Source organism: Paracidovorax sp. MALMAid1276, from assembly GCF_049198005.1.
GTDB lineage: Bacteria > Pseudomonadota > Gammaproteobacteria > Burkholderiales > Burkholderiaceae_C > Acidovorax.
Window position 1 is genome coordinate 1 of record NZ_JBMIRS010000202.1, and the last position, 13,959, is coordinate 13,959.

Genomic DNA, 13,959 nt, shown 5'->3' on the forward strand with positions numbered 1-13,959 from the left:
CCCCCGGCCCCCGCCCTTGAGCCAGGCATGCTGCCGATCAGCGAGCCTGCGAGCACGCCCCGGCTTCGACAGGCTCAGCCCGAACGGGTGGAGAGGCGCCCAGGCTTCGACAGGCTCAGCCCGAACGGGTGGGGAGGCGCCCCGGCTTCGACAGGCTCAGCCCGAACGGATGGGGAACGGTTGGGGAACAGATGGGGAAACCCGCAGTGCTCTCCCGCGCGACCACATCTCGCCGCATGACCCACAAAACGCCATAAACGCTCTTAAAAACATAGCTATCAGCGCTTGATGGATAAGCGCTGAAGCCCATAAACACTTCAAGAATCTCACCATGCTCACCGTCCAGAACATCAACCAGTACTACGGCGGCTCCCACATCCTGCGCGACGTGAGCCTCACCGCCGCAGCCGGCAAAGTCACCGTGCTGCTCGGCCGCAACGGCGTGGGCAAGACCACGCTGCTCAAGAGCCTGATGGGCCTGGTGCCCATCAAGAGCGGGTCCATCCAGTTCGACGGCAAGGCCATCGACAAGGCCACGCCCTACGACCGGGCGCGCTCGGGCATCGGCTTTGTGCCCCAGGGCCGCGAGATCTTCGGGCGGCTCACGGTCGAAGAAAACCTGCGCATGGGCCTGGCCTACAAAAGCGGCTCCACACCCGTGCCCTCTCACCTGTACGAACTCTTTCCCGTGCTCAAGCAGATGCTGGGCCGCCGCGGGGGCGACCTGTCGGGCGGGCAGCAGCAGCAACTGGCCATTGCCCGCGCGCTGGCGCCAGGGCCGCGCCTGCTGATCCTGGACGAGCCCACCGAAGGCATACAGCCCAGCATCATCAAGGACATCGGCCGCGTGATTCGGATGCTGGCCGACAAGGGAGAGATGGCCATCCTGCTGTGCGAGCAGTACTACGACTTTGCGCAGGAACTGGCCGATGAATACCTGGTGATGGAGCGCGGCGAGGTGATCGCGCGCGGGCCGGGCAGCGAGATGGAGGCCAAGGGCATCCGCAACCTCGTGGCGATCTGAGCCGTTGTCACGGCTGTCGTATTGCGGCTGCGGGCGGACCGGCGAAAGGTGGCGCCCGCCAGCGTGCCACGCTCTCCACGATCAGCACCGTGCACACCATCCAGGTGGCGCCCAGCAGCCAGCCTGCGAGCACGTCGCTGGCGTAGTGCACGTGCAGCACCACGCGGCTCCAGCCGATGGTGAAGACCAGCATGGCAGCCAGCACCGCCGCAGGCAGATGCCATGCGCGCGGCAGCAGCCGCGTGGTCAGGTAGGCCAGCAGGGTGTACGCCACCATCGACGCGCTGCTGTGGCCGCTGGGAAAGCTGTAGCCGCTGGCTTCGGCAATGCCGTGGGCGTGCTCGGGCCGCACGCGCTCAAAAACCCTTTTTAGCACGCGGGTCAGCGCCCCGTTGCCGGCCAGGGCCACCAGCCAGGCGACGGCCAGCAGCCGGTGCTGGCGCAGCCACAGGCCCGCCGCCACCATGGCGGTGCCAGCGGTCAGCGCCCAGGCATCGCCCAGGTGCGTGAGCGCCGCGAACCAGCGCAGCACGCCGTCGCCTGCATGCTCGCGCAGCCCCTGGGCCAGGGTATCGTCCAGCGCCCCCCACCCGCCGCCGGGGCGGCCGCTTTCGGCCAGCTGCGCGATGCCGGTGGCGGCCAGCACCAGGGCGCAGGCGCTTGCGGCCATGGCGGCCACCAGCGCCACCCAGCGTGCATCCCCCGTCAGCCGAAGCGGCAGCGGCATCGGTAACTGCACAAGCCGCTGGCGCAGCGGCGCACTGCGCCGGCGGACTGCCCGCACCCCCACCAGGGCCAGCGCGCCCACCGCAGACGCCACCACCAGGCCAGCCAGCCACCCCTCCAGCGGGTGGCGCGCCAGCAGTGCGCCCACGTGCTGCAGGTGCAGGGCAAACATGTCGCTGTCTGTCGTCATGGGGACCGTCCGAAGGAGGTGGGATGGTGCATCAGTCAAGAAAAATTGAATAAGGGAAGGAAGAAAAAAGGTCGGACCCGGCGCCGCTCGCAAGGACCGCAAGAATGATCGGCGCAACAGGGACGCAACGGAATGAATGCCTGTGGAGGGAGCCCGGCCCGGTGTGGGAGTTCCCGGCACCAAGGGCACCAAGAAAACCAAGGAGGGTGCGGGGCTCTGGCAGGGGGCCCTGGCTGGGCATCGGCTGGCGGCGTCACGGGCTGCGGCAATGCGGTGTCGGCCGGCTCCCACAGGCCCAGGGCGCAGCTGCTGGCTGCGCGGCGTGCGGGCTGCAGCGACGATGCCAGCGTGTTTTCTTGTCTTACCCGATGGCCGTTGACGTTGCTTTCTCGCCGGTGGTGGCTCCGCACGCCGCACCGCGCTAGCGCATCAGATGCGGGACAGGGGCTCCGCCCCCGTCCACCGCAACCCGGCCCCACCACGCTGCCCACGATGAACCCTGCCGAACACACCCCTCCCGCCCCGCCCCAGGGGCCGATCCACCTGGTGGTGCCCCAGCGCCCCGGCGCCGATCTCGACCTGCTGCGCGCCAAGCTGGCGGGCGTTCTGGCCGTGCACAAGCATCGTGTCGTGTGGCATGTGCCCGAGCAGCGCGCCGACATCGTGCAGCTGGCGCGCGTGGCGGTGGAAGCGGCAAAAGGTGATGGCGGGCTGGTGGTGGCGGCAGGTGGCGACGGCACCATCAACGCCGTGGCGTCGGCGGCGCTGGTGGCGGGCGTGCCGGTGGGCGTGGTGCCCATGGGCACCTTCAACTATTTCAGCCGCGAGCACGGCCTGGCGCTGGACACAGAGACCGCCGTGCTGGATCTGCTGCAGGCCTTGCGCGACGGCGACATGCGGCCCGTGCAGGTGGGGTTTGTGAACCGGCGCATGTTCATCGTCAACGCCAGCGTGGGCCTGTACCCCAAGCTGCTGGCCGAGCGCGAGATGGCCTCGCGGCGCTTTGGGCGCTCGCGCTGGGTGGCGGTGGCGTCGGCGGTGTGGAGCCTGCTGCGGCCAGCCTCCGGCCGCCGCTGGCGCGTGATGATGAAGACGCAGCATGGCGCGCAGGTGCTGCACGAGGAGGAGCACCAGGTCACCACCCTGTTTGTGGGCAACAACCCCCTGCAGCTGGACAGCGTGGGCCTGCCGCAGGCCGGGGCGGTGGCGGGCGGCGGGCAGCTGGCGGTGGTCATGCTCAAGCCGCAGGGGCGCTGGGCCGTGGCCCGCACCGTGTGGCACGCAGCCACCGGGCAACTGGCCAAAAACAGCGCCGTGCTCAGCAGTGCGTGTTCCGAGCTGACCGTGACCCCGGCCAGCTGGCGGCCGCCGCAGGTGAAGGTGGCGTTTGACGGCGAGCGCGAGTGGATGGTCCCGCCCCTGCACTTCCGCCTGAGCGACCGCCCGCTGTGGCTGGTGGCGCCCAGCCCGCTGGTGCGCGACGAGGCCCCCACGGCCGAGGCGGTGCGCAGCGACCCTGAGCAGCCAGAGCGGGCCCCCATGCCCGAACCCGCCGGGGGGCTCGTTCCGGCATAGTGTCACCCTCCGCAGGGCCGGCATGCAGTGCGCCGTCCGCCGCCCTTCATCGCACCGATTTCTGAAAGGCCTGCAAGCGCCCATGACTGTCCTGATGCACCTGTCCGACTTGCACTTTGGCGCGCACGACCCCGAGGTGTGCGCTGCGGCGCAGCGGCTGGCGCAGCGGCTCAAGGTGGCGATGGCCGTGGTCTCGGGCGATGTGACGCAGCGCGCGACGGCCGGGCAGTTCGAGCAGGCCGCGCGCTTTGTGCAGGGCCTGAATGCGCGCAGCAACCTGGTGCTGGCGGGTAACCATGACCTGCCGCTGTTTGCGTGGTGGATGCGCTGGGGTCGTGCGTACGAACGCTTTTCGGAGCAGTTCGGCATGGACCGGGAGCCGGTGCGGCAGATGGGCGCCTTTTACGTGGTGGGCGTGAACACCACCCGCGCCTGGCGGCACGAGCGTGGGAGCCTGTCATCGGCGCAGATCGAGCACGTGGCGATGCTGCTGGCGCGCGCACCGCCTTCGTCTTGGCGCATTGTGGCCAGCCACCACCCGCTGGTGGAGCGCGACGACAACGAGCGCGAACACCGCCCCGCACGCGCCGACGAGGCGGTGGAGCGCTGGCGCATTGCAGGTGCGCAGATGATGCTCTCCGGCCACGCGCACCACCCCCGCCTGCTGCAGCCGCTGCCAGGGCTGTGGGCCAGCAGCGCAGGCACGGCGGTGTCGATGCGCCTGCGGCACGGCAGCCCCAACAGCCTCGTGGTGCTCAGCATCGAGGCCTCGGGCACTGCGCCCGGAGGTGAGGCCCGGTATGCAGCGCGCTGGGACTATGACGAGGCCGTGGGAGAGTTTGCGTGCGTGCACCGCGTTCAGGCGGGGTAGCTGGCTCGTCGGGCCGCTGCAATTGCGCGTGATCCATCCGTCAGGTGTGGCGGTGCCGGTTAAATTGTGTGCTGCAAATAATGTAGCAACAAACCATTGATGGTAAAGCGCTGGGGCCAAAAAACATCAATACCCTGTGGCGCGAAACCCCGAGGTGGTTTCCCGGGGTTGACCGGCCCACAGGCCCCGCCTATTCTGGCTGCAGGCTGGCGGGCCTTTCATGCCCGCTTGCCGCCACACCCGCCCCTCCTTGCCCACGCCCCACGCCTCCATGCACAAAGAATTCCACCACGATGCCGTGCGCCGGCTGCAGGCGCTGATCGAGCGCGAAACCGGTGCGCCCCTGTCGGACGCTGCGCAGGCCGAGATGGTCAGCATCCTGCACGGCATGAAAAGCCCGGACGGCGCGGCCGACGCAGGCCGGGACGTGTCGCCGCGCGAGGTCACCATCCTGCTGGCGGACCTGCGCGGGTTCACGGCGCTGTCGGGTTCGCAGCCGGCATCGGTCGTCATCGCGGCACTCAACCGCTGCCTGGCGCGGCTGTCCGAGGTGGTCTTCAAGTACCAGGGCACCATCGACAAGTTCATGGGCGACTCGATCATGGTGCTGTTCGGCGCACCCGAGGCGCGCGACGATGACGTGGACCGCGCGCTGCTGTGTGCGGTGGAAATGCAGATGGCCATGCGGGAGCTGAACCTCGCGCACATCAGCGAGCGGCTGCCCGAGGTGTTTCTGGGCATTGGCGTGAACACCGGCACGGTGATGGCCGGGCGGTTCGGCTCGGATGTGTACTCTGAGTACACCGTGATCGGCGAGGCCGTGAACCTGGCCTCGCGCATCGAGGCGCTGAGCCTGCGCGGGCAGGTGCTCATCAGCGACACTACCTACCAGCGCTGCTGGGGCCTGGTGTCGGCGTCCGCCCCCATGCAGGTCTACGTCAAGGGCCGCACGCAACCCGTCAGCCTGCGCGAGCTGATCGCCATCCCCTCGCAAAAGCTCAAGGTGCCGCGCCAGGAATGGCGCCGCAGCCACCGCGTGGATGCGCGCCTGCCCTGCCTGTGCCAGCGCATGCAGGACAAGATCGTCGTGCCCCACATCGTGCACGGCGCCATCCGCGACATCGGCTACCACGGCCTGCTGGTCGAGCTGATCGAGCCGCTCGAGCCGCACAGCGAGATCAAGCTGGAGTTTGAGCTGCCGCTGGTGGACTACCGCGTGGCGGATGTGTACGCGCGGGTCGTCACGCTCAAGCAGGAGGGCGACGAATGGGTGGCCGGGCTGGAGTTCACTTCCATCAGCGCCGAATGCCATGCCAAGGTGCAGATGTTTGTGCAGCTGCTGGTGGCGCACTGAGAGGCGATACGGGTTGGCATGAGTGTGCGCGAGCAGTCAGGCTGAACTTCCAGGGGCACCATAAGGCCGTGGCGGCAAACAGCGTTTGCACCATCAACCCGTTGCCCGTGAGGATCAATTGAGCCGTACCTTAGAAAATCGAAGCTGATCAGTCAGTCTGTCTGGATTTTTTCCAGCCCGTATAGCTGCCAGGAATTCGCTACCGGCTTGCATGGATCCCTGGCGTCAAAGTGTGTCTGACGCCAACGACCGTAAAGTTTGCCGGGTTCGATGAACCTCAGTTCGATAGGGGCCCAGAACGCGACGAAATCCGGGCAGCGCTTGAGCATCTCGTCCGTCCGCTTTAACAGGACTTGACCCTGGAAAACGTTGTTGTCAACGCGGCCCTGAATGACCATTTCACCTGTCTGAAATCCCCAGTGGCGTTGCGGTGTACTGACCTGACGGTACTTACCGACGATCTTGTCGCCGTGACGCTCGAACCGGATGATGCTCGACGCCGGGAAGTTCGCGGTCTCCATCCACAGGCCGCTGAGCAAGTCCTCGTGGGCGTGGGCGGAGAAACCGCCCAGCGATGCGGCTACCACTGCCACTGTGAGGAAGGAAGCGAGGCGCAAGCGCCGGGGTTGGCCGTGATGGGGCATGATGCGGTTCGCCAGGGCGCGGGGATGGGCTGGTAGGCCCGGGGCAATCATTCTAGAGCGCCCTTTACACCACAAGTTCATGCAGCGCGCCGTTTCGATACTTCTAAAGTGGGATACCCGGAACGCCCATTCCGCCCCTGTACGCCAAGACACCGGCTGCAAAAGATGGTTTCACCGAGGGCCTTCTGATAGGCATAGACTTGCCGCATGTTTCTCGACTACAACCCCGACGACCTCGATGTCACCATCACCGAACTGCTGGTGGCCACCAGTGATGCCGCCGACCATGAACTTCCTGCGGTGGTTCCCGCCGTGCTGCAAATGCTGCGTCAGCGCCTGGGCATGGACGTGGCCTTTGTGTCCCAGATCGCGGACGGGCGGCGCACCTTCATGGCGGTGGACAGCGCGCCGGGCTTTTCGCCGGTGGAGGCGGGCATGTCCGACCCGGTGGAAGAGAGCTGGTGCCAGCGCGTGGTGGAAGGGCGGCTGCCCGAGAAGATCGGCAATGCCGCGCCCTACGTGGCCGCAGGCAAGGCGCCCGATCCGGGGTTTCCGATCGGCACGCACCTGAGCACTCCGGTGCGGCTGGCGGGCGGCCAGCTGTATGGCACCCTGTGCTGCTTCAGCCGCGGGGTGCAGGCCGATGCCGACGCCGACATCAACCGCCTGCGTTACACCGCCAACCTGCTGGCGCAGAAGCTCTCGCCCCCTGCGCCGCAGCCAGCCTGAGCCTGGGCCGCGAGCGCGCAGGCGGGCCCGGCTTCAGCCCTTGTAGCCCGCCAGGCGCGGCAGCCACAGCACCAGATCGGGCCACAGCGTCACCACCGCCAGCGCGCCCAGCATCACGGCCAGGAAGGGCGCGACGTTGGTGAGCAGCTCGCGCATCGAGACGTTCGCGATCTGGGTCATCATGAACAGCAGCAGCCCATAGGGCGGCGTGACCAGCCCCAGCATGATGTTGAGCACGCACACCACGCCGAAGTGCACCGGGTCGATGCCCAGGGCCACCGCCGTGGGCAGCAGCACCGGAAGAATCACCAGGATGATGGTGGAGCCTTCGAGCAGCGCCCCCAGCACCAGCAGCAGCACATTCACCATGAGCAGGAACACCAGGGGCGACATCTGCTGGCCTGCGAGCAGGGTGCTCAGGGTGCGGGGAATGTTCTCGGACGTGATGACGTAGTTGAACACCATCGCGCCCGCAATCAGCACGCCGATGGAGACGCTGGTGCGCGCGCTGGATGCCAGCGCCTGGTAGATGTCCGGCCACCGCAGGCTGCGGTACAGCACGGCCGAGATGAGCAGCGCATACGCCGCAGCCAGGCCCGCCGCCTCGGTGGGTGTGGTGATGCCGCTGTAGAGGCAGCCCAGCAGGATCACCGGCAGCATCAGCGCCGGGAAGGCGTCGCGCGTGACGCGGGGCATGTCGCGCAGCGGCACGGGTGGCTCCACCGGAAAGCGCCGGCGCTTTGCCAGCAGGTAGATCAGCGCCATCTGCACCGCGCCCAGCAGCAACCCCGGCAGCACGCCCGCAATGAACAGAAAGCCGATGGACGTGCCCGACACCAGCGCATACAGCACCAGGGGAATCGACGGCGGCAGGATGGGCCCGATGACCGCGGACACCGCAGTGAGCGCGGCGGCGAAGCCGGGCGTGTACTTGCCGTCCTTGGTCATCATGGCCTGCATGAGCTTGCCCGAGCCTGCGGCGTCGGCGAGCGCCGATCCCGACATGCTGGCAAAAACGATGCTTTGCAGCACGTTCACCTGCGCCAGCCCGCCGGGAAAGCGGCCCACGATGGCATTGCAAAAACGCAGCAGGCGGTCGAGCACGCTGCCCGAGCTCATGAACGCAGCCGCAAGAATGAACAGCGGGATCGCGAGCAGCAGAAAGCTGTTGTAGGTGCCGTTGAGCAGCTGCTCGGCAGCCGACCCCATGTCCATGCCCTTCAGGTACAGGTAGAGGATGGAGCTGGCGATCATCGCCTGGCCCACGGGAACGCCCAGCACGCTCAGGCCGAGGAGGGCTGCGAGGGTCAGGGCAAAGGGGCTCGTCAGATTCACGGGGTGGGCTCCGAAGGTTCGGTGGAGCCATCGCCCCGCAGCGCGCGCACCAGGGCCGCAGCGCTGCGCACGATGACCGCCACCGCAAACAGCATGTAGATGCCGTAGACATAGTCCATGCGCAGATGCAGGTACGAGGTCTTCTCGACCTTCATGAAGCTCACGTACGACCAGGTGGCCGGCAGCGAGATGACGAAGAGCACGAGGACCGCCAGCGACCCGAGCGCGGTGGCGGCGCGGCCCACGCGCGGCCCCGCGTGCCCGGTCAGGATGTCCAGCCGTATCTCGTCGCGCTCCTTGAGCACCAGCGCGGCGCCCCACAGCACCAGCCACAGCCAGGCGATCAGCGACACCTCGGACGTCCAGCCCACGGGCCAGTTGAGGAAGTAGCGAAACGCAATCTGCGCGAGAAAGGCCACGAAGATGACCGCCAGCAGCAGGGCCACCACCGCCTCGGCAAAGCGGTGGAGCCGCGCGCGCACAGAACCCGGCACGCCCGATGCCTGCACGGCGCGCACCTCAGGCCTTCAGCGCGTTGATCTTGTCGATCATGCCGGCGGGCCAGTTCCTGGCGTCGTCGGAGGCGAGGTACACCTTCTGCGCGTATTCCCGAAACGCCTGGATGTTGGGCGTGTAGACGTCCAGCCCGCCGCGCTTGAACTCTTCGGCCAGCTGCTGCTCGCGCTTGAGGTGTTCTGCCGTGCTAAAGGCAATGGCCTTGTTGGCTGCGGTCTGGAAGGCGCGCTGCTTCTCGGCGTCCATGCCGGTCCACACCTTCTGGCTCACCGTCAGCACGTCAAAGCCCACCAGGTGCGAGGTCAGCACGATCTGCGTCATCACCTCGTTGAACTTCATGTTCTGCACATTGGGCAGGGGGTTGTCCTGCCCGTCGATCGCACCGGTCTGCAGGCCGGTGTAGGTTTCGGCATACGCCATGGGCGTGGGGTTGGCGCCCACGGCCCTGCCCAGCATCTGCCAGGCGTCGCCGGGCGGCATGCGCAGCTTGATGCCGGCCATGTCCTGGGGCGTGTTGATCTTCTTTCTGGGCTTGAGGCCGATGTGGCGGGTGCCGAAGAAGGTCGGCCCCAGGATCTTGATCTTGAGCTGGTCCTCGGCCATCTTCTTCATCTGCGCGCCCAGGTCGCTGGCGAAGAAGGCGTTCAGGTGGTTGGCGTCGCGGAACAGGTAGGCCGACGTGAGCAGCGACCACGCCGGCACCTGGCGCGAGATGTCCTGCGGCGAGATGTTGCCCATCTCCAGGTTGTCGCGCTGCAGCGCCACCAGCTCGGTGCCCTGGCGGAACAGCGTGGAGTTCAGGTGCAGCTCCATCTTGTAGTCGGCTTTGATCTCTTCGCCGAACATGCGCATCATTTCCGCCCGGATGTCCTTGTCAGAGAACACGGCGGCAAAGCGCAGCGTGGGCGTTGCTGCCTGGGCCCGCGCCCATGATGGCGCCAGGGTGCCTGCCGCGAGTGCTGCACCTGCGCCGAGCAGCTGGCGGCGGTGGGTCGAAAGTTTCATGCTTGTCTCCTTGGGGTTTTCGTTGGCGGGCGGGTGAAGGGGTCAGGCTGCCGCAGGCACGGCAGTGGGGGCGGCACGCGCCGCCTCGGCAACCAGGCGCGCCACCGCCCGCATCGCCATTTCATATCCAAAAGCGCCAAAGCCCGCAACCACCCCCGTGGCTGCCAGCGACACCAGCGAGTGCTGGTAGAGGGCATCGCGCCGGTGGATATTGGTGAGGTGGACCTCGGCGATCGGGTGGTCAAAGGTCTTGAGCGCATCCAGCAGCGGAATCGACCGAAAGGACAGGCCGGCCGGATTGATCACGATGGCGCGTGCCGCGTCGCGGGCCTCGTGGATCCAGTCCACCATCACGCCCTCGTGGTTGGTCTGCCGGAAGTCGCAGGCAAACCCCAGCTCCTGCGCGACGCTGTGGCATTGCGCCTGCACCTGGGCCAGCGTGGTGTGGCCATACAGGTGCGGCTCGCGCACCCCCAGCAGGTTGAGGTTGGGGCCGTTCAAGACGTAGAGGGTCCCGTGGGGGGCGGTGGGCCCGCGGGCTGGCGGCTGGGTCATACACTGGGCTCCTTGTGCAGCGTTTGTGGCGAATGCCGCAAATTATTCAGCCACCCTCAGAAAGAGTTTCCAGTTTGGAAACTCATTTCATATTGCAACAAATGAACACCGCCCTGGACCGTGGCCTGTCCGTGCTCGAACACCTTGCAAGGCACCCCCACGGGCTGCCGATCTCGTTGATCGCGGCCGAGCTGGATGTGCCCCTCAGCGCCTGTCACCGGGTGCTGGCCGATCTGCAGCGGCGCGGCTATGTGCGGCAGGTGCGCAAGCAGGGCGACTATGTGCTCACGACCAAGGTCGTGTCCCTGGGCCTGGGCTTCTTGAGCAGCGGCGGCATCGTGGAGATTGCCGAGCCGCTGCTCGAGCGCCTGGCGGAAGCGTCGGGCGAACTGATCCGGCTGTCCATCGTGGACGACGACCGGCTCACCTGGGTGGCCAAGTCGCAGGGCCGGCGCCATGCGGGCCTGCGCTACGACCCCGACATGGGCATGGATGCGCGCCTGTCGTGCACCGCGTCGGGCCATGCGTGGCTGATGACGCTGCCCGACGAGCGCGCACTGGCCTTGGTGTCGCGCCAGGGATTTGGCACCCCGGCCGAATACGGCCCCCATGCGCCCACGACCATCGAGGCGCTTCTCGGGTATTTGCGGGCCGCGCGTGCGCGGGGCTATGCACTGATCGATGAAGTGTTTGCACCCGGCATGAGCGCCATCGCCGCGCCCGTGCTGCGCCGCGGCGAGGCCATCGGCGTGCTCAGCATCGCGGGGCCGCGCCTGCGGCTGACGCCGCAGCGCATGGAAGCGCTGGGGCCCGCCCTGCTGGCGGCGGCCGCCGAACTGGGGCCGGTCAGCCAGGCCTCCAGCCTGTTCAACCGCCCGGCGCTGGGCAAGGGCTGACCGCAGCCCCTGCCACCCGCCGCGGCGTCTGCGGGGGCCCGCCTGCCACTAGATCGCCCAGATCCGGGGCGCTTCGCCCGCCAGGCCCCACAGCGTTTCGCGCCAGGCCACCCGCACGGCCTTGAGCAGCTTCATCGCTGGCTCCACCTGCGGCGCCAATACGCGCACCACCACCATGCGGTCGTTGGGGCTGGTGGCGCCTGCGGTGGCCTTGACCTGGGGGTGTTGATCCATCACGGCGCGGGCCGCATCCAGGGCCGCGTCGCGGCGCGGCCGGTCGAGGGGCGTGCCGGCCGCGATGAACAGGCTGGCCATGCAGCGGTGGCCCGCCAGCCCCAGGGGGCTGCTCAGCAGGCGCTCGTCGGCAGCGTCGATCACACCGCGCTCCAGCCACAGGCCGGGCACCTCCAGGTGCTGGGTGAAGCGGCCTTGCTCAAACGGCTGGCCTGCGTGCGGCAGGCCGAGCGCGGTCACGTCCCAGGCGATGCACTCGGCGCCCGGGGCCAGGTTCAGCGTGAGGTGGTTTTCGGCGTGGCAGGCGCTGTAGCACAGGGCTTCCAGCGGCAGCCATTCCAGGCGCGCACCCTCGGCCAGCGTGAGGTGGCTGCGCTGCAGCGCCAGCGGTCCGGTGGACCGGTAAAAGCGCGTGGCGCCCGGCGTGGTGACCAGGCCGTGGGCGCCGGGGCCCACGGTGGCGGTGATGTCCAGCGTGTCACCCCCCACCAGGCCGCCGGGGGGGTGCACCAGCACGTTGTGGCAGATGGCGTCTCCTTCGGGGTACAGGCTTTGCAGGATGCGCAGCGGCCCGTTGTGCTCATAGCGCGCCACCGTGCGGGCGTGGGACTGTTCGGCCGTGTAGTCGAGCTGCAGGCGGGCGTGCCAGGGCATGTGCGATGGGTTTGCTATTAAATGAGTAGCTGATTATGCCCTGTGGACAAGCGCTGAGCCCTGTTTTTATGCTCAACGCAGCTACGCCGTCTGGCGTACGGGTGTCTCTGCGGACGCTGCGGGGTCGGCCGAATACCAGCTGCGCAGCTTGCCGGGGTTGAGCAGGCCTTGCGGGTCGAAGCGGCGCTTCATGCCCACTACGGCCGGGTCCAGGTTGTTCTGCTTGCCGTCTTCCACGATGTACACATGCGGGTTGTTGATCTGCACGCCATGGTCGCGGTAGATCTGCATGATCTGGTTGAGGCGCTCTTCGGTGCTGTAGCGGATCAGCTGCAGGCCGCTGCAGTTGAAGGCGCCTTCCTTGGTGCGCAGGAACTCCAGGTGCATCATCACCTCGCCGCCCAGGGCTTTCTCCAGTGCCTTCACCTGCTCCAGCCGGGTCGCGGGGTTGAAGCCGCTCTGGATGTAGGTGAGTGTCTTGTCCACCTTCAGCGCGTGCAGGGTGGTGTGGTTCCAGGTGTATTCGAGCAAGGTCTTGTGGCTCTTTTCCACCTCGTCGGCCGACTTGCGGTAGCTCACGGCGCCGCCATGTCGGATGGCCATGTCGCGCATGCTGTCTTCGGAATGCGGGGCCACCAGCAGCATCACCGCGTGACAGCCCGCGGGCAGGTGCTCGGCCAGGCTGGTGAAGTAGGCCGGGATCGGCGCGGCAAGAAAGCACACCTCCTTCTTCTCCAGCCCTGGCGCGGCGCCGAAGCGGTCCGCGAACTCCAGCGCGGCGTCGAAGTCGGTGAAGGTCACGATGCACTCCGTCCAGGCCACGGACGGGGTCAGCGCCACCTCCAGCTCCAGCACGATGCCGTTGGTGCCGTAGGTGTGGTGCAGCAGCATGGCCTCGGGGCCGCGCAGTTCGATGATCTGGGGCTCGGGCTCCACCGTCATGGCGCGCACGGCCAGCACGTTGCCAGGCGCAGCCAGCGGCCCGTGGTTGATGGAGCCCGCACCGCCAAAACCGCCGCCAAACAGCCCGCCCAGCGTGGCGCTGCGGTAGGTGCTGGGCAGCCAGCGCAGCTCCTGGCCCTGTGGCTTGGCCTGGGCATCGAAGTCGGCCAGGCGAATGCCTGATTGCGCGCGGCCCACGCCACCGCGCACCCAGCCAAAGCCGTTGTAGCCCGACAGGTCCAGGATCACGCCCCCGTGCAGCGGCGTGCTCTGGCCATAGTTGCCCGTGCCGCTGCCGCGCACGGTGATGGGAATGCCTGCAGTGGCGCAGGCGGCCACCACCTGGCGGATTTCGGTTTCGGTGCGTGGGCGCACGGCGATGTCGCCGCGCTTGCCGGCCAGATCACGCTTGAGCACGGGGCTGAACCAGGCGAAGTCTTGCGACAGGCGGCCCACGCGCAGCGGGTCGGCAACCCAGTCGAGGTCGGGCAGCAGGGTGGGCAGTTGTTGGGCGGTGGTGGTCATGTCGTTATCTCCTTGGCCGCTGGTGGCCGTTTTGGGCAAAAGGGAGCCCGTGCCGCGCGCCAGTGGCTGCGCGCAGTGTGTTGGCGATGGGGGGTGAAAGGGGCTAGGAGTCAGCGCGGCAGAAGGAACATCGGCTGCAACGCACGACAAACCGGTCTCGCGCGGTACGAGCGCCTGGGCCCAG

General features: G+C 67.7%; 14 protein-coding genes and 1 pseudogene. 6 read left to right on the forward strand and 9 right to left on the reverse strand.

What is annotated here, in order from left to right:
* Positions 1-331 precede the first annotated feature (331 nt).
* Positions 332-1,024 carry an urea ABC transporter ATP-binding subunit UrtE gene (urtE, locus tag ACOQFS_RS16185; RefSeq protein WP_421563855.1) on the forward strand — a complete coding sequence of 231 codons (693 nt, stop codon included), beginning with the start codon at positions 332-334 and terminating at the stop codon, positions 1,022-1,024.
* Positions 1,025-1,031: 7 nt separating this feature from the next.
* Here urtE and ACOQFS_RS16190 read toward each other — a convergent pair whose 3' ends face one another.
* Positions 1,032-1,940 (reverse strand): phosphatase PAP2 family protein, encoded by a 909-nt coding sequence (locus ACOQFS_RS16190; protein ID WP_421563856.1) that lies wholly within the window; start codon positions 1,938-1,940, stop codon positions 1,032-1,034.
* Positions 1,941-2,432: 492 nt separating this feature from the next.
* On the opposite strand from ACOQFS_RS16190, the pseudogene ACOQFS_RS16195 reads away from it, so the two are divergent.
* Positions 2,433-2,843, forward strand: a pseudogene (locus ACOQFS_RS16195) (diacylglycerol/lipid kinase family protein); the annotation flags it as partial.
* Here the strand turns inward: ACOQFS_RS16195 and ACOQFS_RS16200 are convergent.
* The gene (locus tag ACOQFS_RS16200; protein WP_421563868.1) at positions 2,753-3,481 is read right to left on the reverse strand and encodes a DUF2694 family protein; all 729 of its coding nucleotides are present in this window, start codon (positions 3,479-3,481) and stop codon (positions 2,753-2,755) included. The pseudogene ACOQFS_RS16195 and the gene ACOQFS_RS16200 sit on opposite strands and share 91 nt — an antisense overlap.
* A gap of 116 nt (positions 3,482-3,597) precedes the next feature.
* On the opposite strand from ACOQFS_RS16200, the gene ACOQFS_RS16205 reads away from it, so the two are divergent.
* Positions 3,598-4,386: a metallophosphoesterase family protein gene (locus ACOQFS_RS16205; protein ID WP_421563857.1), complete on the forward strand. Its 789-nt coding sequence runs from the start codon at positions 3,598-3,600 to the stop codon at positions 4,384-4,386.
* Between the two features lie 271 nt (positions 4,387-4,657).
* Positions 4,658-5,740 carry an adenylate/guanylate cyclase domain-containing protein gene (locus tag ACOQFS_RS16210; protein WP_421563858.1) on the forward strand — a complete coding sequence of 361 codons (1,083 nt, stop codon included), beginning with the start codon at positions 4,658-4,660 and terminating at the stop codon, positions 5,738-5,740.
* A gap of 152 nt (positions 5,741-5,892) precedes the next feature.
* Here the strand turns inward: ACOQFS_RS16210 and ACOQFS_RS16215 are convergent, their stop codons facing one another.
* Positions 5,893-6,384: a hypothetical protein gene (locus tag ACOQFS_RS16215; RefSeq protein WP_421563859.1), complete on the reverse strand. Its 492-nt coding sequence runs from the start codon at positions 6,382-6,384 to the stop codon at positions 5,893-5,895.
* Between the two features lie 207 nt (positions 6,385-6,591).
* Here ACOQFS_RS16215 and ACOQFS_RS16220 point away from each other — a divergent pair, with 207 nt between their 5' ends.
* Positions 6,592-7,113 carry a GAF domain-containing protein gene (locus ACOQFS_RS16220; RefSeq protein ID WP_421563860.1) on the forward strand — a complete coding sequence of 174 codons (522 nt, stop codon included), beginning with the start codon at positions 6,592-6,594 and terminating at the stop codon, positions 7,111-7,113.
* A gap of 33 nt (positions 7,114-7,146) precedes the next feature.
* On the opposite strand, the gene ACOQFS_RS16225 is transcribed toward ACOQFS_RS16220, so the two are convergent.
* The 4 genes from ACOQFS_RS16225 to ACOQFS_RS16240 are packed head-to-tail and all read right to left on the reverse strand — an operon-like array spanning position 7,147 to position 10,524.
* A complete protein-coding gene (locus ACOQFS_RS16225; protein WP_421563861.1) occupies positions 7,147-8,448 on the reverse strand; it encodes a TRAP transporter large permease in 1,302 nt (433 codons plus the stop codon).
* The gene (locus ACOQFS_RS16230; protein WP_421563862.1) at positions 8,445-8,957 is read right to left on the reverse strand and encodes a TRAP transporter small permease; all 513 of its coding nucleotides are present in this window, start codon (positions 8,955-8,957) and stop codon (positions 8,445-8,447) included. Before ACOQFS_RS16230 ends, ACOQFS_RS16225 begins: the two co-directional genes overlap by 4 nt.
* A gap of 10 nt (positions 8,958-8,967) precedes the next feature.
* A complete protein-coding gene (gene dctP, locus ACOQFS_RS16235) occupies positions 8,968-9,969 on the reverse strand; it encodes a TRAP transporter substrate-binding protein DctP (RefSeq protein WP_421563863.1) in 1,002 nt (333 codons plus the stop codon).
* 42 nt (positions 9,970-10,011) lie between these two features.
* Positions 10,012-10,524: a type II 3-dehydroquinate dehydratase gene (locus tag ACOQFS_RS16240; RefSeq protein WP_421563864.1), complete on the reverse strand. Its 513-nt coding sequence runs from the start codon at positions 10,522-10,524 to the stop codon at positions 10,012-10,014.
* Between the two features lie 101 nt (positions 10,525-10,625).
* On the opposite strand from ACOQFS_RS16240, the gene ACOQFS_RS16245 reads away from it, so the two are divergent.
* On the forward strand, positions 10,626-11,420 hold the full coding sequence (locus ACOQFS_RS16245; protein WP_421563865.1) for an IclR family transcriptional regulator: 795 nt from the start codon (positions 10,626-10,628) through the stop codon (positions 11,418-11,420).
* Between the two features lie 48 nt (positions 11,421-11,468).
* On the opposite strand, the gene ACOQFS_RS16250 is transcribed toward ACOQFS_RS16245, so the two are convergent.
* Together ACOQFS_RS16250 and ACOQFS_RS16255 are read right to left on the reverse strand one after the other, a co-directional pair.
* A complete protein-coding gene (locus ACOQFS_RS16250; protein ID WP_421563866.1) occupies positions 11,469-12,308 on the reverse strand; it encodes an urease accessory protein UreD in 840 nt (279 codons plus the stop codon).
* An 81-nt stretch (positions 12,309-12,389) separates the two neighbouring features.
* Positions 12,390-13,775, reverse strand: a complete 1,386-nt coding sequence (locus tag ACOQFS_RS16255) for an FAD-binding oxidoreductase (protein WP_421563867.1) — start codon at positions 13,773-13,775, stop codon at positions 12,390-12,392.
* Positions 13,776-13,959 lie beyond the last annotated feature (184 nt).

Coding starts and splice junctions, on each gene's coding strand:
- urtE (WP_421563855.1), top strand. CDS start 332: ATGCTCACCGTCCAGAACATCAACCAGTACTACGGCGGCTCCCACATC.
- ACOQFS_RS16190 (WP_421563856.1), bottom strand. CDS start 1,940: ATGACGACAGACAGCGACATGTTTGCCCTGCACCTGCAGCACGTGGGC.
- ACOQFS_RS16200 (WP_421563868.1), bottom strand. CDS start 3,481: ATGGGGGCCCGCTCTGGCTGCTCAGGGTCGCTGCGCACCGCCTCGGCC.
- ACOQFS_RS16205 (WP_421563857.1), top strand. CDS start 3,598: ATGACTGTCCTGATGCACCTGTCCGACTTGCACTTTGGCGCGCACGAC.
- ACOQFS_RS16210 (WP_421563858.1), top strand. CDS start 4,658: ATGCACAAAGAATTCCACCACGATGCCGTGCGCCGGCTGCAGGCGCTG.
- ACOQFS_RS16215 (WP_421563859.1), bottom strand. CDS start 6,384: ATGCCCCATCACGGCCAACCCCGGCGCTTGCGCCTCGCTTCCTTCCTC.
- ACOQFS_RS16220 (WP_421563860.1), top strand. CDS start 6,592: ATGTTTCTCGACTACAACCCCGACGACCTCGATGTCACCATCACCGAA.
- dctP (WP_421563863.1), bottom strand. CDS start 9,969: ATGAAACTTTCGACCCACCGCCGCCAGCTGCTCGGCGCAGGTGCAGCA.
- ACOQFS_RS16240 (WP_421563864.1), bottom strand. CDS start 10,524: ATGACCCAGCCGCCAGCCCGCGGGCCCACCGCCCCCCACGGGACCCTC.
- ACOQFS_RS16245 (WP_421563865.1), top strand. CDS start 10,626: ATGAACACCGCCCTGGACCGTGGCCTGTCCGTGCTCGAACACCTTGCA.
- ACOQFS_RS16250 (WP_421563866.1), bottom strand. CDS start 12,308: ATGCCCTGGCACGCCCGCCTGCAGCTCGACTACACGGCCGAACAGTCC.
- ACOQFS_RS16255 (WP_421563867.1), bottom strand. CDS start 13,775: ATGACCACCACCGCCCAACAACTGCCCACCCTGCTGCCCGACCTCGAC.